Below are 25,053 nucleotides of genomic sequence, written 5' to 3'. Positions count from 1 at the left end.
ACTTTTATGATTAGCTACTTAGCTTTTCCGCAGAAATGGTTGCGTACTGCAACGGAAAGAACCGCCAAAACTACGACTGATCTGAAAATCTACATACTCCACCTGTATGCCATGCTCCGCCACACGCTCACCTATATGGCTAAACGCCGGATCGGTAACATATACCTGCGGACTCAAAGGCAGTCCATTGGTGGCCAGATTGGAGGTTTCCGCATAGGTCACATCTATGCGCTGCCAATCGCGCAAACGCTGCGGAATACCATCTATAAACGCCGCTTCACAAACCACCATCAACCCATCTTTTATCAGCCCCAGGGCACAATCCAAATGCAGGATATCCGGCTGTAAACGCACTACTTCCAGGGTGTAGCCATATGGGGTCAAGTACTTCTCCAGCCAGCGGGCGCCCAACGCATTGGATGCGAGGCCCGACTGCCCTACAAAAATATGTTTGCCCAATACCAACACATCCCCTCCTTCAATAAAAGGGCCCGGACCTAATGTAATATCATCCGGAGCGGCGATTTCCGGCCTGGGTGCAGCCACATAGGTACACTCCGCAGGATATACTTCCTTCAACATCACCTCTCTGACAGGCAGTATCTCATTCCTGCGATGTAAAAAGCGCATAGAACCCTCAATCACCATATTACCAATCGTAAAAAACGGGTCCCTGGCGAAGAAGTTTGCATAGCCATCAGGGCCAGCATACTGCTTTTCGGCGGTAGTCAACATCCGGGGGCGCAATATTTCCACGCCATATTTTTCCAACACTTTCCGAAAGGTTTCCCGCTCCAGTTCCCACTCCGCCTGCCTATCGGGAAAGGCTACACTAAAATCCTTGCCTTTATGCTCATAACTTTCCTGTACCGCTTCCGGCGCCAGGAACTTCAGATCGTCGGGCCTGGGCACTTCAGGAAAACCAAACTCTGATTGTGCCAGTACCACTTTTTTCAACGGTGCGAATTCGCTTTCTACATAAATCATAGTACATGGTTTTTAATTACCGCAAAAACGCTATGAAATACCGCTGCTATTTGTCCAGCCACTGTTTGAATCTTGCCGCCTTATCCTTGCTGATAAGTACTTCCTTTTCCGGATGATGCTTCAGCTCTACCTTTAATTTTCCATTAAAACTGTTATGTATCTTTGAAATGGCATTCACATGAATAAGAAACTGTCTGTTTGCTCTGAAGAAATATTCCGGATCTAAATCCTCTTCCAACTCATCCAGGGAATAGGTAACTATTTCTTCCTCTTCATTTCCCAGCACCAGTTTGGTGGCTTTCAATTCAGAATATGCAAAGCAGATATCTTCTACCTGGATGGTTTTAAATCCATCATAAACAGGCAATAAAAAACGTTTGCGGTAAGCTTTGGTTTGCGGTTGCATCAATTGAATCAATTGCTCAATATCTGCCAGTGGCTCCTGGGATCTGTGTACCGGCGTAATCCGGTCCAGCGCCTGTTGCAGGTCTTCCTCCTGAATAGGCTTCAGGAGATAGTCCACACTGTTTACTTTGAAGGCGCGTACCGCATACTCATCGTATGCTGTAGTGAAGATGACCGGACAAGCGACTGTCGTCTCCTTAAAAATATCAAAACTTAATCCATCTGTCAATCGGATATCCATCAATGCTACATCTGGCGCAGGATGTAATGAAAACCATTCCACCGCATCTTCCACACTTTCCAATATACCCAGCACTTCATGATCTGCGGATATATCTCCTATAATGCGCTGTAACCGGGCGGCATTATGCTTTTCGTCTTCTATGATGAGTATTCTCATGTCCAATTTCAGTTTAATAAAGGCAATGTCACTTTGAAGATCTCGTCATTATGAAAAATCTCCGGCAATCTGTCTGATAACAACCTATAACGGTTACGGATATTCTCTAATCCCAGTTTAGAACTTTCAAGGGGATAAGGAATAGGCTGCATATTATTCACCACCACAACAGATGAACGACTGGCATCCACCGAAATGTTTATCCTTAACGGTGATGCACTGGTCGCCCTGTTATGTTTGATGGCATTCTCCACCAGTAACTGCAACGATATCGGCGGAATATGCAGCTGCTGAAACGCTTCCGGAATATCCATCTGTATCTGTACATTCTTTCCATGTCGAATATCTATCAGGTAAGAAAAAGCCGACAACAACTGGAGTTCATCTTTCAACGGCACCAGGTCTTTCTTCAGATTCAACACCATATAACGGTATACGCGCGACAAATTATCCAGGAAAAGAGAAGCCTCTTTCGGCGCCACATGTATAAGATCCGAGAGCGTACTGAAGTTATTGAACATGAAATGTGGGTCCAGTTGTAGTTTGAGCGATTGTAACTCTGCCTGCATAGCGGTTTCCTTCAACTCCATTGCTTCCACCTTCAGTTGCGTAGCCTCCATAATGGACGCCTGCCAGTGCCGCAGGAAACCATATCCGGTACTGACAGTACTCACAAATATGGACACGATGATACTCACCACGAAATATTGCCACAAGTGCAGATCCTGTTCTGCGGTCAGTTTCTCATTACCATACATCAACACATAATACAAATCTATTGCAAACATGGTGATGCCAGCAAAGATGACCACCAACACAATCTGGATCAGGTAACGTAAGGTCGGAAATCCCGACCAGCCAATGTATTTGTCCAATACCTTTGCTATCCAGGTACTGCCTTCAATAATGGCCCATGACTGGGCAAATCCGGTGGCTACACGCTCAAAGATATCCCATGCAGGCTGCGTCCAGTAGTCTTTCCAGGCTACGCTATTCGGGTTGAGCGCATATGTCAGCAGATCTACCAACACATACACTACGAATATGAGAAACACCTTATAGTATATCTTTGTTCTTTTACTGTCCAGCATATCCTGCAAGTTTCCTAACAAATATATTTTATTTCATCCCACCACCAATGGCCCGGAATAAAGCAATACGGTTCTGTAACTGATCATTTCGCAGCTGTGCCGCATCCAGTCCGGCTTGTAGGTAATTACTCTCGGCAGTGATAATGTCCAGATAGTTCGCCTCTCCGTTTTTAAAAAGGATACCGGCAGCGCCTACTGCCTGTTGTAACTCCTGTTCTCTGTTTACTGCATAATGCAGCTGAAGCCCCAGTTCCCGTGCCTTTACATTCGCGTCTGCCACTTCTTTGTAAGCATTCAGAACGGTCTGTCTGAAGCTGATAACTGCCTTGTCTCTTTCAATTTTTGCCTGTTCATACTGGAGCTTCAATCTGCCTTTATAAAATATAGGTTGTACCAATCCCCCTGCCACATTCGAAAACAGGGAAGCCGGTACACTAAACCAATCGGACGCTTTCAACGCATTCAATCCGCCAGTAGCCGTGAGGGTTAGTGCTGGGTATAAATTCGTCAGGGAGACGCCTACCCGCGCGTTTGCCGCTCGTACTTCCAGCTCCGAGGCATATACATCGGGCCTTCCAGCCAGAATGGCTACCTCATACTGATCTGTTTGTACCAGCAATTCCTCTCCTGTCGCTAGTTTACGTACTACCGTATCCGCATACACGCCACAGAGTAAACGCAGCGCATTCTCCTGTAAGGTAATATCCTGGCGTATCCTGGAACTCAATTGCTTTACCTGTTCCAACTGTGCCTGCGCCTGATGAATACCTAAAGCATTGGCCTCTCCTACACGAAACTGTACCTGCATGATTTGTACGGTACTATCTGCGAGAGCGCGGCTCCTATCCGCAATCTTCAATTGCTGATCCAGCAATAACAAATTGTAGTATCCGCCGGCAACGTCTGCAATGACGCGCGATTGCACTGCCTTCCTCACTTCCTGCTGCTGTAGATAACCAGATAAGGCTTCTTCTTTCTGGCGCTTGATCTTACCCCAGATATCGATCTCCCAACTCATCCCTAAAGAAGCGGTGAAATCGGTGTAAGCCAATGTAGCGCCGGCCCCTTCGGCCATAGCGCCATTGAAACTGTTCCTGGAAGCGGTATTGCGGGTAGCATCCAGAGACCCTTTCAGCTCTGGCCAATAATTCAGCTTTACCTGACGGAAACCTGCCCTGGCCAGGTCTATATTCTTTAATGCAATCAATACATCGCTGTTGTACTCCAATGCCGTATCTATAAGGCTTAACAGCGTTTCATTCTTAAAGAACTCACGGTAGCCCACCAGCACCGTGTCTCCCCGTAACAACGTATCTGCATTCCTGAACTTTTCCGGCAGGTTTACCGATGGCCGCTGGAAATCCTTCGTTACCTTACATGAAGCAAAAATGCTTCCCAGCAAGAGCCCATATAATATTTTAGTGATGTTCATGACTTACTTTTTATTCGCAGAAACTTTCTCCTGCATCCATTGGAATACTACGTACAATACCGGAATGATAAATAATCCCAGCAAAACGCCGGTGATCATTCCTCCGGCAGCACTGATACTGATAGCGTGATTACCCGCAGCAGAAGGCCCCTGTGCAAACATCAGTGGTACCAATCCCGCCACAAAAGCGATAGATGTCATCAGAATCGGGCGTAAACGTTGCCGCGCACCCGCTATGGCAGAACGGATCAAACTCATTCCATCCTTCCTCGCTTGTAAGGCAAACTCCACGATCAAAATCGCATTCTTTGCCAGCAACCCTACCAGCATAATCAAGCCTACCTGCACATAAATACTGTTCGTCAAACCTGTTAGTCCAGTGGCCAGGAATACGCCCATTATACCTGTAGGTATGGAGAAAATCACCGCCAGCGGCAAGAGATAACTTTCGTACTGTGCGGATAATAACAGGTAGGTAAAGAGCAGACAAAGGCCGAATATAAAGAGCATCTGTCCGCCCGTTTTCTTTTCTTCCTTACTCAATCCACTCCATTCGTACCCATATCCTGCCGGCAGGTCATATTCCAGCAGCTTCTCCGTCGCGGCCATGGCCTGTGAGTTACTAAATCCTTCTTTCGGAAAGATATTGACGGTTACACTGTTAAACAGGTTATAGCGTTCCACTACTTCTGGGCCATACACTCTTTGCAAGGTTACCAGCGTATTCAATGGAATCATGTTCCCTGATTGTCCGCGTACAAACACCTGGCTGAGCGATTGCTCATCTGCACGATACTCGCCCGCAGCCTGCATGTACACTCTGTAAAACTTACCGAAGCGTACGAAGTCGCTCGACTGTGAGCCTCCATAAAACAGTTGCAGCGTATAGAGTATATCCTTCACCGTTGTTCCCAGTTGCTGTGCTTTATCTTCATCAATCTTCAATTCAAACTGCGGGAAATCGCTGCGGAAAGTAGTAAATGCAAATCCTACTTCCGGAAGCGTATTCAACTTGGCAATCACCTCTTTTGCGGCCGTGTTGAATTCATTGATACCATGATCCTGCTTGTCCTGCAATACCAGCTCCGCACCATTTACTGCGCCAAAGCCGTCTACCGGCGGATTACGGAACATACTCAGCTCCCCTTCTGAGAGCGGTTGCAGTCTCGCATTCATCGCCGCCAGCACTTCGTCCATATTTTTGATAGCTCCACGTTCTTTCGGCGCTTTCAGTTTAATAAAACCAATAGCATAAGAAGGACCGGCACTGTTGCTGATGAGATTAAAGCCGGATACGCTGGTGACGGACTTTACTTCCGGCATCTTTTGCAGCGCGCTATCTAGTCGGGTTATCACAGCAGTCGTATGTTGCAGATTCGTTCCAGGAGCGAGCGACAGCGAGTATAACAAGAAGCTGTCATCTTCCGATGGAATAAATTCTTTAGGCGCTTTGTTCATCAGCCAGAAAGAAAAAACCGCCACAACGGTGAGTCCGGCCAACGACCACCATTTCTTGCTTACCAGGAATTTTACGGCACGGACATACCTGTTTGTCATCTGTTCAAAGCCAGTATTAAATGCAGTGAAAAAGCGTTCTTTAAAGGTTTCGTTACTTTTCGTATGTCCTTTTCCGTGATTGTTCAGTAGCAGTGCACAGAGCGCAGGACTCAGCGTGAGTGCGTTCACGGCGGAAATAAGAATAGATACCGCCAGCGTAAAGGCAAATTGTTTATAGAAAATACCTGCGGGACCATCCATAAACCCGATTGGCAGAAAAACAGCAGACATCACCAGGGTGATGGAAATAATGGCACTGGTGATTTCGCCCATCGTATTGACAGTAGCCGTTTTAGCATCCTGCCCCGTTTTATCCATCTTCGCATGCACAGCTTCCACCACTACAATGGCATCGTCCACTACAATCCCAATCGCCAGTACCAGTGCGAAAAGCGTCAGGATATTGATAGTAAATCCCATGAGGGACAGGAAGAAGAAAGTGCCAATAATAGCCACTGGTACCGCAATAGCCGGAATCAACGTAGAACGGAAATCCTGTAAGAAAAGAAATACCACAATAAACACGAGGATAAACGCCTCTATCAGCGTACTCTTTACTTGCTTGACCGATTGATCCAGTCGTTCTTTTACACTTTGAATCACATGTACTTCCACCCCTTTCGGAAAACGTTTGCTTTCCTGCGCCAACTGTTGCCGCACGGCGATCTCAATCTCATTCGCATTGGAACCGGCTGTTTGCTGAATCCCCATGGTGACCGCCTGGTTACCATTCTCCTTGTTATTGCTATCATAAAAGCTGGAACCAAATTCTACGCGGGCTACATCTCTGATCCGGAGCAAAGAACCGTCGGTATTGGATTTCAGAACAATATGCTCAAATTCTTCCGGAGTCTTTAGCTTACCTTTATGTTTCACCACATATTGCATGGGCGCATTGGATTGTTCTCCGAATTTTCCCGGAGAAGCTTCCAGACTGCTATTGGCAATGGCGGTATGTACATCCTGTGGCGTGAGATTATTCACGGCCATTTTCTGCGGGTCCAGCCAAATACGCATAGCGTAATCCTTTCCACCGAAGAGATTTACGTTTCCTACGCCAGGTATACGTTTCAGCGCAGTAATAAGATTAATTTTAGCATAGTTCTGCAGGAACAGCTCATCGTATTTTGTACTGTCGTTACTAACGAGGTTGAAATACATGATCGTACTGTTCTGTTGTTTGCTGGTAGTGATACCGGCACGCACCACTTCTTCCGGCACCAGGCTGTTTACCTGCGCTACGCGGTTCTGCACATTCACTGCCGCCTGATCCGGGTTAACGCCCAGGCGGAATACCACACGGAGCGAGAAGGAACCATCGCTGCCGGCAGTAGAAGTAATATAATCCATATTCTCTACGCCGTTGATGGCATCTTCCAATGGCGTAATCACTGAACGGGTAACGCTTTCCGCATTACCGCCGGGATAGGCGCCGGATACGTACACCGTTGGCGGTGCGATGTCCGGGAATTGTGTTACGGGAAGTTTTTGCAGACTCACCAAACCCAGTAGCACCAGTATCACGGAGATAACGGTTGCCAGTACCGGCCTGGTAATAATATTCTTAAGCATGGAAAATCAATTTTCGTATAGGCATTATCGTTGGCAGCCTATGTATTATTTGCTGATTTTTACTTTCTCTCCTTCTTTTACCAGTTGCAGGTCTTTCCCGACGATTCTGTCGCCGGCCTTCAGTCCTGCATCCACGAGGTAGTTCTCCCCGCTTTTACCAGCGATGGAGATAGCTACTCTTTCGGCGAGGTTATCTTTATTCAGGCGATACACAAATACCTTGTGCTGCACGTCCAGTGTGGCGAGTACAGGTACTAACAGTACGCCGGTATGTTTTTCTCCAAGAATGATCTTCCCGGTATTACCGGAACGGAGAATGCCTTCTTTATTGTCAAATGCAGCCCGCACGCTGATAGCGCCGGTATTGGCATCAAACTGTCCGTCTATCATCTGCACTTTACCACTATGCGTATAGGGCTTACCGTTAGCAAGGAGTAAGGTTACTGGTGGCATGGCGGCAATTTTATCAGCCACACGGTTTCCTTTGTATTGCTCTGTGAGTCCGAGGAAATCCTGTTCTGTCATGGAGAAGTAGGCATATACTTCGCTGATGTCAGACAGGTGTGTCAGTGGCTGCTGATCTGTTTTTGTAATCAGGTTCCCGATTCGTTTCGGAATACGGCCTATATAGCCGCTCACAGGGGCTTTGATCAGGGAGAAGTCCAGGTTGATGCGGGCGGCCGCTACAGCGGCTTCTTGTTGGGCCACCTGCGCTTTGGCATTCTCCCGGGCAGCTTTTGCCGCTTTCAGTTGGTAATCAGATACCACCCGATTTTTATAGAGCTCTTCGCTTTTGCCGACTTCCAGTTCTGCCGTAGTGAGGGCCGCGCGGGCAGCCAGCAGTGCGGCCTGGGCGGTATTCAACTGCTCTTTTAACGGCTGGTCATTGATTTTAAATAAGGATTGTCCTTTCTGTACGAAGGCTCCTTCATCTGTGAAGATTTTTTCCAGGTAACCATCTGCCTGAGAGCGGATTTCCACGTTTACCTTTCCTTCCAGATGGGCAGGATACTGCATGTCCACTGTTGCATTGGAGGATTGTACGGCGAATACGGGGAATGCTCTGGCAGCTTCTTCCTGAGGAGCACTTGCCTGTTGATTACAGCCTGTCGCAGCAAAGAGCAACAGTAACCATCCTGCTGCCTTGCCGATTAATAGAATGCCTGTTCTCATAAAAATCAGTTAATGAGCGTTTATGCGCTGAGTTTAAGTCCGATTACCCCCATAAGAATCAGCATTGCAGAAAAGATTCTCCAGAAGGAAGCGGGGTCATTGAAAAAGATGATTCCGATAAAGAAAGTACCTGCCGCTCCGATACCGGTCCATACGGCATAAGCAGTTCCTATAGGAATGGACTTCTGGGCCATCCATAGGAAAATACCACTCAGGGTCATAGAAAATACAGCAAGCGCAATTCCAAGGAATTTGTTACCGGCAGCCTGAGATATTTTTAATCCCAACGGCCAGCCTATTTCAAAGAATCCAGCTAAAAAAAGATATAACCAAGCCATAAAACTATTTTTGACTATACGAATTTCCGATAAGCAGGATGCATAACTATATACTATCTGACCAAGCGGAAGAATCAGGGAATGAAACGGAAATAAAAGAGATGAATTTCGGGAGATGACAGTCGCTCCCCACCGCCACCGGCTCTTATGAAATGGCCACTGCGCCCTATCATATATAAAAACAACGTATATTACTACCCGGCCATTCATACCCGATCATGAAATCAATAATACTCGCGCTCATATTGATGACAGCCGCACTTTATGCGTGCAGCCACAGGATAACTGAACAGTCTGAAAGAGATTGGAAATATATTCCTGCTAATCTGGATGAATGCTTCCAGCAACTAGATAAATTCATCTCCGATAGCGATAAAATCCGCTACAAGGAAATGCCTGCCTATAAGTTCACACTTAGCATGGATCAGCAATACGGAACATTAATCAGGAACAATTGGGGATTGTGGAAGAAGTCCAGGTTGAAAACTTATTTCGAAAACTTCGGGATTACGGGGCCGGAAGATATCTCTAAACTCATCTTTCAGAGCTACCATCGCCATCTGACAGGGCAAGATGATGAGTTTGCGAAAAACATCCGCTACTATATGGAACATCTGGAAGAGGTGAAAAGACTGGACTCCATCGTCAAAAGGCAGCAGCTGGATAAATACCGTATAGGCGATACTGTTACTTACTCGTTAGTATCAAATGGTTTGCCATTCAAGGGCATCGTAAATGAAAAAGATACTGCCCGTTGCTGGCTGAAGGTAGTGCTGCTGGGCAACGGGCAATCAAAGTGGGTAGATGTTTGGAATATCAAACAGTAACGGCTACTTCTCCGCAAAAATTTTCTTTAGGTATTTCAAGATCAGCGGCGGTCCTTCATTCCTGAATATTATGTTATATCCGCCAAAATTAACCGTCTCAAAATGCCAGCCTGTGGCTATTGATCGTTGCTTAGAATAAATATCGTGTATTTCTTTGTAATTAAGTATCCGGTCATCTGTTGCGTTGATACTGTAAAAATGTTTGTCAGGTGTGATTTGAGAGAAGGCAATCTCTCCTATTTCCAATTTTGGCGTTGCAGATATAGCCAGATAGCCTTTATACAGACTTTCCGGCTGTGTGGCATACCAAAATAAAGCAGTACCACCGGTAGCATCGCCCACCATTACTATCTGCTTCGGGTCAATTGGATATTGGGCCGTCACCACCTTCGTAATATTCACTACATTTTGGAATGCCGCCAGTTGGCCCCACCAGCCAAAATCCTTTCTGGCAAATGGATACAGCACTATAGCGCCCAAAGAATCCGCCACCTGGAAAATTGGCACCACACTACTCATACTAGGACTATCCTCTCCAAAATACCCCTGGTCCACTACCCCTCCATGCAGGAATACAATCAGCTTATGTTTTTTATGTGTATTAATGGACTTGGGTACATACACCTGATAGGGCACTTCCAGGGTATCCACTTTATTATAATACAAGGCAAATCCCGCTTGAAGATGTCCTTCTTTCATAGCTGCAGCATTCCTAAGGCATGCGTTTTTCCAGTCTTCGCGCCTGCGTTGCTCCTCGGCTTTCTTCTTTAGCATGTCCTGTTCCAGGGTTTTCACGTATGGCTCCCAGCGAGGGTCCTTCCACATATGAAGAAAGGCATCGTCCAAACTAACATATTCCAGATAGAATATTTCCCGCCCCAAGCCCCGTCTCTGAGCAACATATAGCCAGGAAAATGCCTCAGAGATATGGTCTGTTTTTGCAGCTATGCGGGCAGCTGTATAGTAATCGAAAGCTCTGGCTTTATTACTATCCAATTGGAAAGCGGCCTTGATGGCCTTAAAAGCTTCCGGGAGGTTGTTCTTTATGTAGAAATCTCCTGCTTTCTGAGCCAGTTGTTCGAAAGATTGTGCGTTGGACACAGTGGGTAAAATCAGTGTAAGGGTTACTAATAGGAATAGGCGTTTCATTCTTTTCCGCTAAGGTAAGTCCAAAATGTTTATCATCATATAGTGTTATAGCTCGCAGATTACTATTCTGCCAACAGGCAGCCATGGCACGCATCACCCGACATAACTAACAAATTCCTTTGCGCTCTTCTGTTACGCTACGTTCTCGAATGCAGGCATTCTTTGCCGCAGTAAATTCTTCCATAAAAGCCAGGAACTGCTCTTTGGTAAATCCATCTCTGCTATCTATTTCATAACGCGGTCTCCCATTCACTTCCAGTTTCATCACATAATATTTGGGCGCTCTGAAGTCGTCCTGGTAACAATAGAGCTTAATGATGAGTTGCAATAATGGAATATCCTTCACCCGTTTGCGGCCCCACTTACTATAATCAATCTGCAACTGTTCCGCTTCGATCGACATACTTCTGATAAACGCAGTTCTCATTTTATCAAAAGGAATATAAAAAATGGCAATAGGCCATGCATACGCCAGCATGGCAGGATAACGGAATATATCCACTAAAAAATTAAAGTAGCTACTGCTGGTGGTAATCGTTTTCATGCTTGGTACCAGGGATTAATTTTAATAAATTCTTTTGTGCAGCTCTCCACTTAACATCATTGTAAACAGGCATTCTTCGCAGTTGCGAAATCTTCCATAAAGGTCAGTAGTGTTTCTTTCGTATAGCCGTCTCTGTGATCCAGCTCATGACGTACTTTCCCATTAACAATCAGCTTCAGGACATAATACTCCGGAAATCGGAAATCATCCTGGTAACAATACAGCTTTATCACCAGTTCCTGTAATGGTATGGACATATTACGCTTGCAGCACCATTTCACGTAATGCACTTGCAGTTCGTCTTCCTGTAGCTGCATACTTTTCGTAAAGGGAGACATGAATTTATCTAATGGAGCAAAAGGCGGCGCCTCATAAACTATTACGCCGTCCACGGCAAAATGAGGGTAATCCCATAAATATTTCCAGTACGTTTTTTTAGTGCTAATCGTTTTCATTTTCGATATAGGATATGCCTCCACAATGTCAAGAAGTTTGCCAATTCTTTACTGCTATCTCTTTGCATGACAAGTATTTAAAAAATAAAAATTGCATAATCATTTTGAAATACTAAAAATATTAGTATTTTTGTGACAGACATATAAGTAAAGCCCTTCGGTTCAAGGCTATTCGTAGACTTGCCGGGGGCTTACTTTTTTTAATCACCTACTAATTTTATTAGTATGCTATGCCACTCGAACTGGAGCACATCAAAGATGGCCTGTACTATCGGTACAAGGGCCACATTATTCGCATTGAGGAAGTACATTATCCTTTCCTGCCCGCCATGAGGTTGTCCATGGAAGCGATTCCCATAGAGAATAACGAGTTGTTTATGCTGGGATTTGAGACATGGGGAAAATCAGGAGAGTTTATTCGTCATCTTACTGACGGCCGGGAATTCGGGTTAAAACGTACACAAAACACCGGCTGGTCTGTCTGGATCAATGGAGTAGATGTAAAAACGGAGCTTCATTTCATCCACGAAATACAGGAAATATGGCTGGTACTCTTCAAAGACGTCCTCCGACGGCGGGGAGACCATCCAAAACCCACCCTCAAATTGATGTATTATCAAATGCCCAACACTTCTGCTTCTGTAAAAATCGGCGTTTATGAAACCGGCAGATATTCCGGCAAAGCCAAAAAATACAATGAAGTGTTACCCTATCAACAACAACTCTATTACCTCACCTGGGATTGCACCTTCCTCTTCCGAAATATCAGCTTCGCCATCTGGCTGATCGTAGAACCCACCACCCCCTCGGAAATACTCTTCGAATTTGATGGCAGACCCTGGGGCCTCGAACTGGTGGCCGGCCGCGGCACCAAAGATGAAGACACGAGAGCCGCCGCAAAATGGCTGCACCACCATCTGGTTGAAAATGTGTTACGAAGACTAGAATAACACCGGCCAAATGTCCGTTGAAAGTTGACCTCCCTTTACATGCACACTAACCCAATGACTGCTTTTGCGCTACTATTACCATATGTACTTCCCCTGCTCCCCCACTCCGCTGAAATGCAATACTGAAATCCTCTAACAACACAAAACCCGCCTGCAATAACAGCTCCTGTACTACCTCCAACGGATAATAATGGAAATAAATCCTGTCTCCACTACTCCCCGTCTGAAAACCAGACTGCTCCTGCATGCCAGGTACAAAACTCAAATACAGCAATCCCCCGTCTTCCAACAATCCATAACAATCCTGCATCAATTGACGATTATCCTTCTCCGTTAGATAAGGAATACAAAAACCAATTACAATACCGTTGTAGGTAGCCTCCAATTGCGCGACATCTCTGCAGTCCAACACCCTGCACTCTGCGCCAGGATTAGCCGCTGCCGCCAATTCCACCATGGCAGGCGCCACATCTGTTGCCAATAACTGCCAGTCCGGCCGCTGCTGCAACAGATAACGGGTAATATTCCCCGGCCCACATCCCAACTCCAATACCCGCGCCCGCTCCCCCAACACGCTACAGAAATAATCGTAGGTCCGGTGATAGATGTCCATATCCATGAACATCGCCTGGTAACGAGCCGCCAGCTTGTTCCAGGTATTAAACGTTTCCTGGTAATGATCCATATACCAAATATAAGTATCCGGCCGTAACGTATTTATAACGACAACGACTACACGTAAATAAAACTTTTTGGGCAATTCAGGAAAACCAACTATATTTGTGTAAAAAATACAATAATTATTTTAGTAAGACAGCCGGGCACCAACCGGCCCACCGCCATCATGAGAAATCCATTATTACTCCCAGCACTGTGCCTATTTACAGGATTGACCTCACAGGCGCAGGACACCGCTGCCATCCATGCCGACAGCACCAGGAATCTACGGGAAATCACCATTTACCAGGCACAAAAAACAACGCCTGTCACCTTCCAGAACCTGGATATACGCACCCTGAAAGAAAAAAACACAGGCCAGGAACCCAGCTTCCTCCTGTCGGAAACGCCTTCTGTCACAGTCTACTCCGATGCGGGTAACCAACAAGGATACTCCTACTATCGCCTCCGTGGCATCGATCAAACAAGAATCAACACCACACTCGATGGCATGCCACTGAATGAACCGGAAGATCAGGGCGCCTATTTTTCCAACTACCCGGATATTCTTTCTTCTGTCAGCAAACTGCAGCTGCAACGCGGCACAGGCACTTCTAAAAATGGCGCTGCCAGCTATGCCGGCAGTCTGCAATTATTCTCTCCAGATCTGCAACAAGCCCGCAGCACCTCCTTTACAGCCGGTTACGGCGCATGGAACAGCTTCCGCCTCTCCGCAGAATACAACAGCGGCGTCAAAAACAGGAAAGCCTTCTACGCCCGTGCATCAGAAGTACATACAGACGGCTACAAAGAACATGCATTCAATCACTCTCAGTCGGCCTTCCTCAGCGGGGCCTACTTCGGCGACAAAAGCACCTGGAAACTCAATCTCATGGCCGGCCACCAGCAAAATGGCATGGCATGGCTCCCAGTGGCCGATTCGCTGATAAAAGTAAACCGCCGCGCCAATGCCAATACCAAAGCGGAAAAAGATGAATTCCTCCAAAGCCTGGTACAACTGCAACATCAAGTACGCTTAAGCGAACATGCCAGTATCAACTCCAGCGTATATTATACTTACCTCAACGGCGGCTATGGCTTCGATGTAAACAACTTTATGGGCCAACCTTCAGATGGTAACCTCTTTCACTATAACTTCCGCTCCCATTTCACGGGTATATTCAGCAACTATAACTTCACTAATCAACACTTTAACTGGACCACCGGCATACACGGAAATATCTACTCCCGCCGCCATCTGGGGAAAGATGATACCGAAGGTGAACTATACCGCAACACTGGCTATAAAAATGAAATAAGCGCTTTCACCAAACTGGAATACCATCTCCAACGGTTTACCCTATACGGAGATCTCCAATATCGCTATACGACGTTCAATTACAGTGGCAGCGTGCCCTTCGATCAAATGCACTGGGCATTCCTGAATCCCCGCGCAGGCGTATCTTTCAGCGCAGGGAAACATACCAGTCTGTATTACAGTATCGGTAACACCGGCAGAGAACCTACCCGCAACGATATCTTCGGTGGCAACGACGATCTGGCAACAGACGAACACCACCAACCCCTTATCTACAACAGTAAGGCAGAATCAGTAACAGACCAGGAATTAGGCGTTAAATGGCAGTACAGTAAACTGTCGCTCCAATTCAACGGCTACTACATGAAGTTCAGAAATGAAATTGTATTGAATGGCCAGATAGGCCCTAATGGCCTGCTATTGACCAATAACGTGAGTAACAGTTTTCGTACAGGACTGGAATTGTCTGCTACCTACCAACCATGCGGAGGACTGACACTGACCAATAATTCCTCCTGGAATTATAGCAGGATTAAAGAAGATAAGACCACATTCAGCCCGGTATTAACGCCTGCATTGATCATCAACCAGGAAGCGGCATACCGTTTTAAACAAGTATTAGTAGGACTTTCAGCACGTTACCAAGGTAAGTCTTACATCGATTTCGCCAATACGGCCAGTATCCAGGATTATGTATTGCTGAATGCCCGCATTCAGTATATGCTTTCCCGTTATACATTTTCTTTCTTCCTCAATAACCTGACAAATAAACAGTATTACAACAATGGCGCTGTAGATGAAACAGGCGCTGTAAAATACTTCGTACAGGCGCCCCGAAATCTATATTTCGCAGTAAGATATAGTTTCTAAAAAAGGAATGGCCTCCTGCAAACCACTTGCAGGAAGGCCATCTCAAAGCAAAAACAAGCTTAAGCCCCCGCTTTCTCCAATATCTCCGCGATTTTTGTAAACCCTCTCTGTTTCGCATGCATCAGCGGTGTCACCCCATCCTTATCTGCTAGATGCACATTGCAACCTGCATCCACTAATATCTGCACTATCTGCTGATGCCTGGAGCCTCCATCACTGAGGATAATCGCTTCTAATAAGCCTGTCCAGCCAAGATTATTTATATGGTCAACCGGGAATAATTTATCCTTTAATAAGGTACGCACTACTTCCACATGCCCTCTTTCACAAGCAGGAATCAAAGCGCTTCCGCCATAGCGATTGAATACATCATAACGCGCACCGGCAGCCAGACATAACTCCAGTATATCCAGGTAACCTTCCGCCCCTGCATACAGGAAAGGACTGTTCAGCATATGATCCTGTGCATTTACGTCTGCTCCCGCTTTGATTAGTTGTGCGGCTACTGCGGTATGATGATGATACGTGGCCACCATCAGCGGCGTACGTTGCCGCTCATCGCGGACATTCAGCGCCGGATGCTTTTCCAGCAACTGTTTCATCACGACCGTATCATTTTTTGCAGCAGCCTGGAATAAGGTAGCACTCATGACACTTTTATTTTTATCCTGCGCACAGGCAGTCATCATCCAGGAAATTGAAAACAGCAATAGAAAAGCTGATTTGAAAGAGATCATGCCTGCAATTTTTACCATGTAAAATTACGGCAGTCCCCCGGGGCAAAAAGGTACTTACCATTCAAATGATGGTACTTTTCATCACTGGTCCGTTTGTAACCGACCTTTGGGTATAAATATCAAAGCCATCACACTTGCGAGCAGGCCCAGCCCCCCGCATAATTTCATAATTCGTTCATAAGCCTGGATAAAGGCGGCATGGTAGTTTGCTGCAATGACTTTATGATAGGCCGCCGGAATCTGTGCAGGCACAGCGGCATCACCTAAATTCCTGGCCTGCAATACCACCGCCTCCTGATCCGCAGGCGATAACGGTAAAGTATATACGTAATGTTGAATAGCAGTAGAAAAAAACAACACCGCCAACGCGCCAAATATGGCCGTGGCAAACACACTGGCAATCCTCGTTACGGCATTGTTCACTCCGGAAGCGGTGCCTGACTGCTGCTGACTAACAGCGCCCATCACCGCTGCAGTCAACGGAGACACCGTAATAGACATCCCTAACCCAAATACCAGTATACCCGGAAAATAAGTGGTCCAGTATTCCCTAAATCCGCCCGTCTGTTGAATAGCAGATAAAATGAAAAGACCTACTCCCGCCACCAGTGGCCCTGTGACCAGGAAAAACCGGGGCCCGTGTTTATCCGCCATAGCGCCCATCCATCTGGACAAAGAAATCATCAGCAAGGAAAAAGGCAGAAAAGTAAACCCGGATTCCAATTGCGTATAACCCTGAACTTGTACCAGATTAAGTCCCAGAAACAACATCCCGCCACCCAATCCGGCATAGAGAAATAAACTCAGCAGATTCGCCCCTGCAAAAATGCGGTTCTTAAACAAATGCAGCGACATCATCGGATGCTGATAAGTAGCCTCCCGGATAATAAATGCAATGAGTAAAATAATGCCTGCTAACAGTGATCCATATACGGAGACAGCGTTCCATCCTGCCTGCGGCATCCGCAGAAAGCCAAAAGTAAGCGCTGCGAGTCCGCATGCTATAAATACGGCTCCCAGATAATCGGGCCGATGATCCACGGCGCTTTCATCCCTCGTTTCCGCCACATGTTTATGCAAAAAGAATAAGACGGCAATACCAATAGGTACATTAATAAAAAATATTCCCCGCCAGAGACCGGCATCTGCCAGCGCCCCGCCCAGTAAAGGACCGCCCATAGTGACAAAGGTGGTAAAGGCAGACCAGGTACCAATGGCCTTCCCTCTTTCATCCTGCTGTATACTGGCGCTGATAATGGCCAAACTCCCGGGAATCATGAAAGCGCCGCCTATGCCCTGTATCACCCTGCAGGCTATCAGCATTCCCGCTGATGAGGCGAGTCCGCATGCAGCCGACCCGGTAATAAATATGGCAATTCCAAGGGTGAATATTTTCTTCCGCCCCAGCTTATCGCCCAATGCGCCACCTATCAGGATTAACGAAGCCAGCATCAGCATATACCCGTTCAATACCCAAAACAGTTCTGCTGCAGAGGCTTTCAATCCCCTTTGTAATGCAGGCAGCACCACATTTAGCGCAGTACCGTCTATGAAAGCCATGGTGGAAGCAAGAATGGTGGTAATCATTATCCATCTGCCAGGTACGCTGTGTAAGGCAACAGGTTTCATGAAGGAGCATTTACTGAGTTCAAACATTAAAATAGAAAAATTGTTTCTGGGCGACACGCATCTCCCGAAAATATTTCCTGTGAAAAAGTAAAGCAGTGTAATGCAGTAATTTATAGCAAAACTAATTGCTATATGGCTACAGATTCCATGTCCTTCAACCATGATAATTTCAACCAGTTTCTTCATCAGTCAGATGAAAAAACGGTGATCATCAATAGTATCCTGAAAATTATCGGTCAGGAATCCTGGCAGTCGTGCCTGGAAATAGGCGTAGGCACCGATCCTGTTTTCTCCCGGAATTTGCGCCATCTCTTCCAGGAGTATACCATCGTGGAAAAAGATACCGAAAAACTCCAACTGCCAGATAATGTAACGCTCATTACCAGCGCCTGGGAAGATGTGCAACTAGAGAAAAAATTCGATGTGATCATCGCTTCGCATGTATTTTATTACCTGCAACAAAAACGCAATGCCATCGATAAAATGCTGGAATGCCTGACGCCAAACGGTATCCTCATTATTGTGGTGAATGGCCAGGAAGAAGACTATGGTCCACTGAAAGAATTCTTCTATCAGAATATCCAACGGGATTATCATCCTACCTATCCGCAGATTGCCAACGCGCTAACCGGTATTCCGCATATTACATTTACCATTCCGGCAGCCATTCATTATGAAGACTACGATACGCTGTATCAGTCGCTGTCCTTATTCTTCGATCAATACCCGGTGCCTTATAGTCTGCATAAACACAGTATTATCAACTATCTGAAGCAAACCTTAAACGGACAACCTTTCAAAGTATATCAGAAAGTGATTGTCTGCCGCAGGAAATTTGCGCCATGGCGTTATCTCCTCGATCATCCTGACTATGAGATACCGGTAAGGGATATACGATTATCTGTATGGGATGGCGTATTTTCTCCGGATGAACAACTTACCCGCTCCACGCCTTTTCTGCTGAATTTCCTACCGGATATGCAGGAAAAATCCGTGCTGGATATTGGTTGCGGCTCTGGTATCCTGAGTATACTCGCCGGGAAACAGGGCGCAGCAAAAGTGGTGGCCGCAGATATCAGCGCCAAAGCGGTATCCAACACCATGATGAATATCACCGTGCATCATTTGGAAGACAAGATCACCACCGTCCAATCTGATCTCTTCGATAATATCAGTGGAAAATACGATTACATCTTTGGCAACCTGCCTATCCTTGAAGATATCTGGCAGGGAAATAATTCTCCCGTAGTGCTGCTGCAACGTTTCCTCGCGGAAGCAAAGGAATATTTACTCCCGGATGGGCAACTCTATTTCAGCTGGGCTTCCTTCGCGCCTATTGCGCCAGTACTCAGTATGTTGCAAACCCTCAGCTACCGGTATAGCATGCACGCTTTTCCGGTAAATAATACCATGTGGTACGTTTTCATTGTGGAACTACCCTAGTTTTATTATGTCCGTTTTAGTTCATAAATTGGCAGTGCATAACTTTTAGCCCTGCCGGCAATACTATTTCTTTGCAGGCATATTAAAACCTCATTTTCCACCATGAAACATGCTATCACGATTATCCGTAATTTTCGCAGTCAGGCCCTGCAACTCTTCGATACCTATAGCGAAGAACAACTAAACCAGGTGCCGGAAGGATTTAACAACAACATTCTCTGGAACCTGGGCCATCTCATTGCCTCCGACCAGCAGATCTGGTATATGGCCAGTAATCATCCTTTACGAATCGACAAACCATTCATCGACACTTTCCGTCGTGGTACCAAGCCAGAACAACCTTACGATGCAGCGACCATCCAACAGGTCAAAAATTTTATGATTCAGCCCATAGATGATTTCGTGGCTGATTATAACACCGGCATGTTCAGTGAATATAACACCTGGACGCCATTAGTGGGCGGCCCTGTTACCAGCCTGGATGAAGCCATTGCCTTTTCCGCTTTCCATCACGGTTTGCATGCCAGCGCCATCAATCGCATCAGAAAATTTATCGGCTAACAGAACATATTTCGTAGTTTGAATGTCTGATTATAGACAACCGGACATACTATGGAAGTAGGAATAGACAGTTTCGCTGCCACCAAATCACAGAGTGGACAGCATGATCCCGCCGCCGATATGCGGGAAATGGAAAATCTGCTGCGTCGCATCGACCTGGCAGATCAGGCAGGATTACATGTTTTCGGGATCGGAGAACATCACCGGAAGGAATTCCTGGACTCCGCTCCCACTATGATTCTGGCGGCTGCCGCTGCCCGTACCAAACAGATCCGTCTTACCAGCGCCGTTACCGTGCTGAGTGCGGCTGATCCGGTACGCGTATTCCAGAATTTCGCCACTCTGGATATTATTTCAGGAGGACGCGCGGAAATAGTGGCGGGTCGCGGCTCTTTTGTGGAAGCCTATCCCCTCTTCGGTTTCAACCTGCAAGATTATGATGAGCTCTTCATAGAGAAACTGAACCTCCTCCTCCAAATCCGCGATCAGGAATCGGTTCAATGGAAAGGAAAGTTCAGAGCGCCGCTGAATAATATTGCCATCTATCCCCGTCCTGTACAGGACCCATTGCCGATATGGCTGGGCGTAGGCGGTACGCCACAATCTTTTGCCCGCGCAGGCGCCCTCGGATTACCGCTGATGGTGGCCATTATCGGAGGAGAAACCCATCGTTTCAAGCCACTGATCGATATCTACCGGGAAGCTGGCCAAAAAGCCGGACATGCCCCGGAGAAATTAACCGTAGGCCTGCATTCACTGGGATATATTGCTGCCACCTCCCAGCAAGCCAGGGACGAGTTTTTCCCAGGCTATGCAGAAACCTTTACCAAAATTGGAAAGGAAAGAGGTTGGGGCCCGGTAACACGCGGTCAGTTTGAAGCCCAGACAGGCCCCACAGGCGCTTTGCTGGTAGGAAGTCCACAGGAAGTGGCGGAGAAAATTCTCCGACACAGCGAAGCGCTCGGAGGAATATCCAGACTCACTTTCCAAATGGACAATGCTAACCTGGCGCATGAAAAACTAATGAACTCCATCAGCCTGATTGGAAAAGACATTGTGCCCTTATTGCGTTAATACGCCCTTCCGCAATACTAACGTGTAAGCGCATACGAAAAGAGGACGCGTGTCTCCCTAAACCAGTAAAACAACTAATATTCTGACATTCAATTCGAGGAATATGGAAAATGGTAAACCTGGCGGTCCTACAGATCATCTTGCCAACGAAAGAACTTTCCTGGCCTGGATCAGAACCGCCATCGGCATTATGGCCTTCGGTTTTGTGGTAGTGAAATTCTCCCTGTTCGTAAAACAGATCTCCCTCGTGCTGGGAAAGAATCTTGCCGTACCCAACAAAGGCTATTCAGGCATTGCCGGCATCATACTGGTGGCTGTCGGCATGATGACCGCCCTGCTTTCCTATGGCAGATACCTGAAAGTAAAGAAGATGCTCGAAACAGGTAGTTACATCCACAGCGCCTCTTTACTGACGCTATTGACCATTTTTATACTGCTGATGAGCGTTTTCCTGATCCTCTACCTGGTAGACAGTATCTCCTGATACAATAATTTATTCCCAAACGGATGCCTTCTAAAAGGAGTCATCCGTTTTTTATTTTTCCGGGAGACACGTGCCATCCATCTTTCCATATTCTCCTATCTCACCGATAGAATTTCCCTAAATTTCATTTACTTTTAGGATCGGCTACAAGCGAACTAAAGTCTTTATCAACCAATGAGAAAATTAATTACTGGAGCTGCTATACTACTAAGTACTGCTACCTATGCCCAGGAAACCGCATTATGGCTGCGCAATCCAGCCATCTCCCCCGACGGGAAATCTATCGCATTCGGATACAAAGGAGATATCTACAAGGTAGATGCACAGGGCGGTACCGCCACTCCCCTCACTATCCACGAAGCGCATGATATGATGCCAGTCTGGAGTCATGACGGAAAATGGATCGCCTTTGCCAGCGACAGATACGGCAACTTCGATGTATTTGTAATGCCTGCTGCCGGCGGTTCTCCGGTACGACTCACCGAGAACAGCGCAGCGGACTATCCTTACGATTTTTCGGCTGATAATAAACAGGTACTCTTCGGTAGCGTTCGAAATGCGCCTGCCAACAGTATCCGCTTTCCATATCGCGCTTTCAGGAATATGTACACCGTGCCCGTTACCGGAGGGAAATCCACCCTGCTCAGCGCTGCCGGCGCGGATCGCGCAAAGTTCAACAAGACCGGCGATAAACTCGTTTTCCAGGATCTAAAAGGCCTGGAAGACCCTATGCGTAAGCATCATGTGTCTTCCATCACCCGCGATATCTGGGTAATGGACCTGCAAAAAAATACCTATACACAAATTTCGGATTACGAAGGGGAGGACCTCAGCCCTGTTTGGGGAAACGATAATGAGGTATACTACCTGAGCGAAAGAAATGGCAAATCCATCAACCTGTTCAAATCGTCTGCTACGGCGCCTTCTAAAGTCGAACAACTGACAGATTTCAACACCCATCCGGTAAGAGACCTGTCTCGCGCAGATAACAACACCCTCTGCTTTACCTATAACGGTGAAATATATACGCTGAAGCCAGGCGAACAGCCACGCAAGCTGACAGTAAGCATTGGCAACGACGAAAGAACCGTCAATTCCAGCAACCTCCCGGTGAATGGAAATATCACGTCTTTCGCGATCAGTCCCAACGGGAAAGAAATGGCCTTTGTTGCAAGAGGGGAAGTATTCGTGACCAGTGTGGAAGGCAATATGACCAAACGCATTACCAATACGCCTCAGCAGGAACGCATGGTGAGCTGGTCCCCAGACGGGAAAAACCTGATATACGCCGCCGAAAGGAATGGCAGCTGGGATATCATGCAAACCAGTAAAGTGCGCGCGGAAGAGCCCTATTTCTTCAACGCTACTCTATTGAAAGAAGAACCGGTAATCGCCACCGACGCAGAGGAGTTCCAACCGCTGTATTCCCCTGATGGCAAGGAAATCGCCTACCTGGAAAACAGGAATGTGCTGAAAGTATATAACATCGCTTCCGGGAAAAGTCGTACCATCATCCCCGCCGGCAGGAACCATTCCTACGCCGACGGCGACATGAACTTCTCCTGGAGCCCGGACAGCAAATGGCTGGTATCCGATGATCAGAAAGGCTGGATGATTATTAAGAACGCCGCCATTATCGCGGCAGATGGACAATCCGCCCCCATTTACCCTATGAATGGCGCTTTCGGAGAAGATAACCTGAAATGGTCTGCAGATGGTAAAATGCTGCTGTTCCTGAGCGTTCGTGATGGTCGCAGACCACTGGCTATACAGGGATTAGCAGAATCGGATGTATATGCCACTTTCCTGGATAAAGCCGCATTCGACCGCTTTAAGCTCTCCAAAGATGAATTCAACCTGCTGGCAGGTACCGACGCCGCAAAAGAGAAACCCGCCAAAGACACTGATTCCACAAAGACAAAAGCGCCTTTCCAGCCTGATTTTACACACCTGGATCTCCGCAGAGTGAAGCTGACAGTGAATAGCGCCAGCATCAGTGATTTTGCCGCCAATAAAGACGTCAGCAAAGTTTACTATATGGCTGCCTTCGAAAATGGGTATGATCTCTGGGTAACGGAACCCCGCACCGGCGACACAAAAATTCTCGCCAAATTAGGCGGCACTCCCGGCGATATCGAAATTAGCAAAGATGGCAATACCCTGTTTGTGAGTAACCGCGGCGGCGTAGTGAAAGTAGATGCCAACAGCGGTAAAATTACACCTGTCAATATCGGATCTGATATCGTATTGCAGTCTGCCAAAGAAAGAGAATATATCTTCCAACATGCCTGGAAACAAGTAATCGCCAAGTTCTATGATCCTACCATCAGGGGCATCGACTGGAAAATGTACCGCGATAACTATGCGCGTTTCCTCCCGCATATCAGCAATAACTACGATTTCGCAGAGTTACTCAGCGAATTACTGGGAGAATTAAACTGCTCTCACACCGGCGGTTACTACAAACCGATATTCAATAATCCTGATATCACCGCCTCACTGGGACTCCTATACGACGAAAGCGATAAATCCGAAGGACTGAAAGTGACTGCCATCATGGATGGCGGGCCATTCGACAATGCTGCCAGCAAACTGAAAACAGGCGATATCATTGATAAAATAGATGGCGTCAATGTCAGCAACCGTCAGGATTGGGCCGCTTTACTGAATCGTAAAACGAATCAGAATATATTGGTGAGTTTCCATAATGCGGGTAGTAAAACTTCCACCGAAGAAGTGGTAAAACCTGTATCTCCGGCGGCAGAACGCGAGCTGATGTATAACCGCTGGTTAAACAAGATGCGCCACCTGGTAGATAGCATGAGTAACGGCCGCGTGGCGTATGTGCATGTACGTGCCATGGATGATGCCAGCTATCGTACTGTTGTAGAAGATGCTATGGGCAGGTACCGCGACAGAGATGCGTTAATTGTAGACACGCGTTTCAATGGCGGCGGCTGGCTCCACGATGATTTACATACTTTCCTCAGCGCTAAGAAATACCTGGAATTCGCGCCACAAGGTAATAAAGTGAAAGGCGGCGAACCTATGATGCGCTGGCATGGTATCAGCTGTGTTGTGGCCAATGAAGGCAATTACAGTGACGCCTATACGTTCCCATATGTATACAAACAGGATAAACTGGGTAAAGTCATTGGAATGCCTATCCCTGGTACAGGTACAGCGGTATGGTGGGAAACGCAGATAGATCCTACCCTCGTATTTGGTATTCCGATGGTGGGTAATATTGGCCATGAAGGCAGACCTAATGAGAACATACAATTGGAACCAGATATCAAGGTACCACTGCGCTATGAAGATTTCCTCAACGGGCATGATACACAAATCGAAGCCGCAGTAAAAGAAATGCTGGCAGAACTGAAATAATAAATCAGTTACT

At 46.7% G+C, this 25,053-nt stretch carries 21 protein-coding genes; 8 read left to right on the top strand and 13 right to left on the bottom strand.

Annotated features, from left to right (window positions below):
* Positions 1 to 18 precede the first annotated feature (18 nt).
* Genes CLV59_RS21500 through CLV59_RS21470 form a run of 7 tightly spaced genes read right to left on the bottom strand, consistent with a single transcriptional unit; the run spans position 19 to position 8,955 of the window.
* Positions 19 to 987: a dimethylarginine dimethylaminohydrolase family protein gene (locus CLV59_RS21500; protein ID WP_111594134.1), complete on the bottom strand. Its 969-nt coding sequence runs from the start codon at positions 985 to 987 to the stop codon at positions 19 to 21.
* A gap of 46 nt (positions 988 to 1,033) precedes the next feature.
* Positions 1,034 to 1,792 carry a LytR/AlgR family response regulator transcription factor gene (locus CLV59_RS21495; protein WP_111594133.1) on the bottom strand — a complete coding sequence of 253 codons (759 nt, stop codon included), beginning with the start codon at positions 1,790 to 1,792 and terminating at the stop codon, positions 1,034 to 1,036.
* 8 nt (positions 1,793 to 1,800) lie between these two features.
* A complete protein-coding gene (locus CLV59_RS21490; protein ID WP_146616268.1) occupies positions 1,801 to 2,883 on the bottom strand; it encodes a sensor histidine kinase in 1,083 nt (360 codons plus the stop codon).
* A 28-nt stretch (positions 2,884 to 2,911) separates the two neighbouring features.
* Complete coding sequence (locus tag CLV59_RS21485) at positions 2,912 to 4,315, bottom strand: efflux transporter outer membrane subunit (protein ID WP_111594131.1); 1,404 nt, start codon at positions 4,313 to 4,315, stop codon at positions 2,912 to 2,914.
* 3 nt (positions 4,316 to 4,318) lie between these two features.
* Positions 4,319 to 7,444 (bottom strand): efflux RND transporter permease subunit, encoded by a 3,126-nt coding sequence (locus CLV59_RS21480; protein ID WP_111594130.1) that lies wholly within the window; start codon positions 7,442 to 7,444, stop codon positions 4,319 to 4,321.
* Between the two features lie 45 nt (positions 7,445 to 7,489).
* Positions 7,490 to 8,617 (bottom strand): efflux RND transporter periplasmic adaptor subunit, encoded by a 1,128-nt coding sequence (locus CLV59_RS21475; RefSeq protein WP_111594129.1) that lies wholly within the window; start codon positions 8,615 to 8,617, stop codon positions 7,490 to 7,492.
* A 20-nt stretch (positions 8,618 to 8,637) separates the two neighbouring features.
* Positions 8,638 to 8,955 carry a DMT family transporter gene (locus tag CLV59_RS21470; RefSeq protein WP_111594128.1) on the bottom strand — a complete coding sequence of 106 codons (318 nt, stop codon included), beginning with the start codon at positions 8,953 to 8,955 and terminating at the stop codon, positions 8,638 to 8,640.
* 218 nt (positions 8,956 to 9,173) lie between these two features.
* Between CLV59_RS21470 and CLV59_RS21465 the strand changes: the two genes are divergently transcribed.
* A complete protein-coding gene (locus CLV59_RS21465) occupies positions 9,174 to 9,782 on the top strand; it encodes a DUF6794 domain-containing protein (RefSeq protein ID WP_146616267.1) in 609 nt (202 codons plus the stop codon).
* Positions 9,783 to 9,785: 3 nt separating this feature from the next.
* Here CLV59_RS21465 and CLV59_RS21460 read toward each other — a convergent pair whose 3' ends face one another.
* The 3 genes from CLV59_RS21460 to CLV59_RS21450 form a co-directional block, all read right to left on the bottom strand.
* On the bottom strand, positions 9,786 to 10,931 hold the full coding sequence (locus CLV59_RS21460; protein ID WP_111594126.1) for an alpha/beta hydrolase: 1,146 nt from the start codon (positions 10,929 to 10,931) through the stop codon (positions 9,786 to 9,788).
* Between the two features lie 106 nt (positions 10,932 to 11,037).
* A complete protein-coding gene (locus CLV59_RS21455; protein ID WP_111594125.1) occupies positions 11,038 to 11,475 on the bottom strand; it encodes a hypothetical protein in 438 nt (145 codons plus the stop codon).
* A 56-nt stretch (positions 11,476 to 11,531) separates the two neighbouring features.
* Positions 11,532 to 11,930, bottom strand: a complete 399-nt coding sequence (locus tag CLV59_RS21450; RefSeq protein WP_111594124.1) for a hypothetical protein — start codon at positions 11,928 to 11,930, stop codon at positions 11,532 to 11,534.
* Positions 11,931 to 12,160: 230 nt separating this feature from the next.
* Between CLV59_RS21450 and CLV59_RS21445 the strand changes: the two genes are divergently transcribed.
* Positions 12,161 to 12,880 carry a hypothetical protein gene (locus tag CLV59_RS21445; protein ID WP_111594123.1) on the top strand — a complete coding sequence of 240 codons (720 nt, stop codon included), beginning with the start codon at positions 12,161 to 12,163 and terminating at the stop codon, positions 12,878 to 12,880.
* A 46-nt stretch (positions 12,881 to 12,926) separates the two neighbouring features.
* Here CLV59_RS21445 and CLV59_RS21440 read toward each other — a convergent pair whose 3' ends face one another.
* Complete coding sequence (locus CLV59_RS21440; RefSeq protein ID WP_111594122.1) at positions 12,927 to 13,565, bottom strand: class I SAM-dependent methyltransferase; 639 nt, start codon at positions 13,563 to 13,565, stop codon at positions 12,927 to 12,929.
* Between the two features lie 159 nt (positions 13,566 to 13,724).
* Between CLV59_RS21440 and CLV59_RS21435 the strand changes: the two genes are divergently transcribed.
* A complete protein-coding gene (locus tag CLV59_RS21435; RefSeq protein WP_111594121.1) occupies positions 13,725 to 15,725 on the top strand; it encodes a TonB-dependent receptor in 2,001 nt (666 codons plus the stop codon).
* Positions 15,726 to 15,784: 59 nt separating this feature from the next.
* Here CLV59_RS21435 and CLV59_RS21430 read toward each other — a convergent pair whose 3' ends face one another.
* Both CLV59_RS21430 and CLV59_RS21425 read right to left on the bottom strand, forming a co-directional pair.
* Positions 15,785 to 16,462, bottom strand: coding sequence for an ankyrin repeat domain-containing protein (locus tag CLV59_RS21430; RefSeq protein WP_211323999.1), 678 nt, complete (start codon positions 16,460 to 16,462; stop codon positions 15,785 to 15,787).
* Positions 16,463 to 16,543: 81 nt separating this feature from the next.
* Positions 16,544 to 18,091, bottom strand: coding sequence for an MFS transporter (locus CLV59_RS21425; protein WP_111594120.1), 1,548 nt, complete (start codon positions 18,089 to 18,091; stop codon positions 16,544 to 16,546).
* Between the two features lie 132 nt (positions 18,092 to 18,223).
* Between CLV59_RS21425 and CLV59_RS21420 the strand changes: the two genes are divergently transcribed.
* From CLV59_RS21420 to CLV59_RS21400, 5 genes are all read left to right on the top strand, one after another.
* A complete protein-coding gene (locus CLV59_RS21420) occupies positions 18,224 to 19,534 on the top strand; it encodes a class I SAM-dependent methyltransferase (protein WP_111594119.1) in 1,311 nt (436 codons plus the stop codon).
* A 102-nt stretch (positions 19,535 to 19,636) separates the two neighbouring features.
* Complete coding sequence (locus CLV59_RS21415; RefSeq protein WP_111594118.1) at positions 19,637 to 20,095, top strand: DinB family protein; 459 nt, start codon at positions 19,637 to 19,639, stop codon at positions 20,093 to 20,095.
* A gap of 51 nt (positions 20,096 to 20,146) precedes the next feature.
* Positions 20,147 to 21,169: an LLM class flavin-dependent oxidoreductase gene (locus CLV59_RS21410; protein WP_111594117.1), complete on the top strand. Its 1,023-nt coding sequence runs from the start codon at positions 20,147 to 20,149 to the stop codon at positions 21,167 to 21,169.
* Between the two features lie 103 nt (positions 21,170 to 21,272).
* Entirely contained in the window at positions 21,273 to 21,653 is a 381-nt protein-coding gene (locus CLV59_RS21405) for a YidH family protein (RefSeq protein ID WP_111594116.1), read from the top strand.
* Positions 21,654 to 21,827: 174 nt separating this feature from the next.
* Positions 21,828 to 25,040, top strand: coding sequence for a S41 family peptidase (locus tag CLV59_RS21400; protein WP_111594115.1), 3,213 nt, complete (start codon positions 21,828 to 21,830; stop codon positions 25,038 to 25,040).
* The last annotated feature ends 13 nt before the right edge of the window (positions 25,041 to 25,053 follow it).

Origin of the sequence: Chitinophaga dinghuensis (genome assembly GCF_003259435.1) — a bacterium.
GTDB classification, from domain to species: domain Bacteria; phylum Bacteroidota; class Bacteroidia; order Chitinophagales; family Chitinophagaceae; genus Chitinophaga; species Chitinophaga dinghuensis.
The sequence above is the reverse complement of the archived record's forward strand: the minus strand, read 5'-3'. Positions and strand labels throughout refer to the sequence as shown.